This is a genomic window from Segeticoccus rhizosphaerae (genome assembly GCF_009192725.1).
Lineage (GTDB): Bacteria > Actinomycetota > Actinomycetes > Actinomycetales > Dermatophilaceae > Segeticoccus > Segeticoccus rhizosphaerae.
The window spans coordinates 1-2,132 of sequence record NZ_VOHR01000472.1 but is presented as its reverse complement, the minus strand read 5'-3'; the positions used below and the strand labels follow the sequence as shown (position 1 = coordinate 2,132).

Here is a 2,132-nt window from a genome sequence, read left to right as displayed (position 1 = left end):
GGCTCGCGCACCTGCACGCCGACGCCGTGCGGTTGCTGCAGCGGTGGGACGCGCCGGACCTGGCGCAGGACTTCCTGGCGCAGGCCTTCCTCGACCTGCTGCTGGGCACCGGGCCGGCCGCGGTCCACCGGCACGGGCCGCCGGGCCACCTGACCGCCAGCGCGATCGTGCTCGACCGGGCCGGTGCGCGGGTGCTGCTCACGCTGCACCGCAAGGCGGGTCGATGGTTCCAGTTCGGTGGTCACCTCGAGGCCGACGATGCGGACGTCCATGCCGCCGCGACACGGGAGGCCCGCGAGGAGTCCGGGATCCTCGACCTGGAGCTGGCTCCCGGCATCAGCGAGCTCTCGATCCATGACCTTCCCCCGACGTTCGGCAACTGCCGAACGCACTTCGACGTGCGGTTCGCGGGGACGGCGCCGGCCGGTGCCGGCCACGCGGTCAGCGAGGAGTCCCTCGACGTGCGGTGGTGGCCGATCGACGACCTTCCCGCCGAGGCGTCACCGGACCTGCCGCGGCAGATCGCGGCCGCCCGGCGCCACCTCGGGCTCGGCTGACGATCACGGGCGTGACCGTCACCCACCGGTGCGGTCATCGCGGCTGGGTGGCCTCCGTGCCGTCCGGGTCCCAGTCGTCCGCGGGGTCGTCGTCGGACAGGTCCAGGCCCGCGGTCGCGGCCACCCCTTCGAGGTAGCCGCGGGCCCGCTCGGTGCGCGGATAGGCCGTGAGGAGTCCCCAGAAGGTCTCGCCGTGCCCCGGCTGCAGCAGGTGGGCGAGCTCGTGCAGGATGACGTAGTCGAGCACCCAGCCGGGCATCCCCTTGAGCCGGTCGGAGATGCGGATGCTGGCGTCGGCGGGCGTGCACGATCCCCACCTCGAGTTCTGGTTGTCGACCCAGCGGATCGTCCTCGGCAGGGCCGCTCCCCCCAGGTAGCGCCGGGACAGGCCCTGGGCCCGCTCCATGAGCTGGGTGTCACTGGGCCGCCTGCGACGCTCCCCGGCGTCGAGCTTGCGCAGCATGGTGTCCACCCACCGGCGCTCGTCGGCCGCGCTGAGGTGGCCCGGGATGAGCACGATCGTGCGGCCGTCCTCGCGGTAGGCACTCACCGTGCGCCGCCGCCGTCTGCTCCGCCGCACCTCGATCGGTCCGCTGCTCATCTTCCGACGATAATCCACAACGCCGACGTCGCACGGGACGCGCGCGGCCTGTGGACAACCCGCGACACCGCAGGTCAGCACCGGTGGAGCCCGTCGGTGGCCGGCGAGGACACCTTCGCGGACGGAGTCCGGCGCGGGAGCCCGAGGGGGGCGAGAGCGGGTCCTGAGCACGAAAACACGCCCGGAAACACCCCCACGAAGTGCGATGTTGTGCTCAGCCTGGTTTAGGGTGATCGGAGTCCGGTGCCGCGGCAGAGCGGTGCGACAGACAAGGAGACGAACACGTATGGCTGAGACCGGCGAGACCTACAAGGGCGACTTCTACTGCGTGAAGTGCAAGGAGAAGCGCGAAGCTGAGGGCAACGTGGTCGAGACGAACGGCCGTCGCATGGCCAAGGGCAAGTGCCCCGTGTGCGGCACCAACCTCAACCGCATCCTGGGCAAGGCGTGACCTGAGAGCACGACGAAGGGGCGGGACCCGGCAGCTGCCGGGTCCCGCCCCTTCGTCGTGCCTGTGGACAGCGGCCTCCCGGCAGTCCGGTGCGGTGGCAGGGTCGAGCATGTTGCCCAGCCGGAGGTCCCGATGTCTGTCCGTCCCCGCCTCAAGAACCACGTCCGAGCGTTGCGCCGGTCGCCCGACGCTGTGCAGTTCGGCCTGCTCCCGGACACGGGGTTGGTCGTCGAAGGCCTGAGCGAGGACGAGATCACGCTGGTCGAGCACCTCGACGGCAGCCTGGACCACACCCAGCTGTATGCCGTGGCGCAGGACCGTGGCGTCAGCGCCGCCCGCCTGGACCTCCTGCTCGCCGAGCTGCGCCGACACCGCCTCCTGGTCGAGGACCCCACGGACCGGGCCGACCTGTGCCTGCTCGAGCGGGCACCACAGGATACCCAGCGGTGCGACGCCGACGGCCTGGCCCTCGCCTACCGGCTGGCGGGTGACGGCCTGCGCCAGCTCGCGGCCCGGCGCCGGC

4 protein-coding genes are annotated in these 2,132 nt (G+C 72.0%); 3 read left to right on the top strand and 1 reads right to left on the bottom strand.

Features of this window, described 5'->3' with window-relative positions; all coding sequences use genetic code 11:
- Window positions 1–557, top strand: a 557-nt coding sequence (locus FRW57_RS20740; protein ID WP_203230462.1) for an NUDIX hydrolase, incomplete at its 5' end; no start/stop codon positions are given.
- A gap of 34 nt (window positions 558–591) precedes the next feature.
- On the opposite strand, the gene FRW57_RS20735 is transcribed toward FRW57_RS20740, so the two are convergent.
- Entirely contained in the window at window positions 592–1,158 is a 567-nt protein-coding gene (locus FRW57_RS20735; RefSeq protein WP_202911606.1) for a M48 metallopeptidase family protein, read from the bottom strand.
- Between the two features lie 286 nt (window positions 1,159–1,444).
- On the opposite strand from FRW57_RS20735, the gene FRW57_RS24190 reads away from it, so the two are divergent.
- Together FRW57_RS24190 and FRW57_RS20730 are read left to right on the top strand one after the other, a co-directional pair.
- The gene (locus tag FRW57_RS24190) at window positions 1,445–1,609 is read left to right on the top strand and encodes a DUF5679 domain-containing protein (protein WP_137122401.1); all 165 of its coding nucleotides are present in this window, start codon (window positions 1,445–1,447) and stop codon (window positions 1,607–1,609) included.
- 132 nt (window positions 1,610–1,741) lie between these two features.
- Window positions 1,742–2,132: hypothetical protein (locus FRW57_RS20730; RefSeq protein ID WP_152186950.1), on the top strand; the 391-nt coding region annotated here is incomplete at its 3' end.

Excerpts from the sequence above, each read along its gene's own strand:
- FRW57_RS20735 (WP_202911606.1), bottom strand. The coding sequence starts at position 1,158 with ATGAGCAGCGGACCGATCGAGGTGCGGCGGAGCAGACGGCGGCGGCGC.
- FRW57_RS24190 (WP_137122401.1), top strand. The coding sequence starts at position 1,445 with ATGGCTGAGACCGGCGAGACCTACAAGGGCGACTTCTACTGCGTGAAG.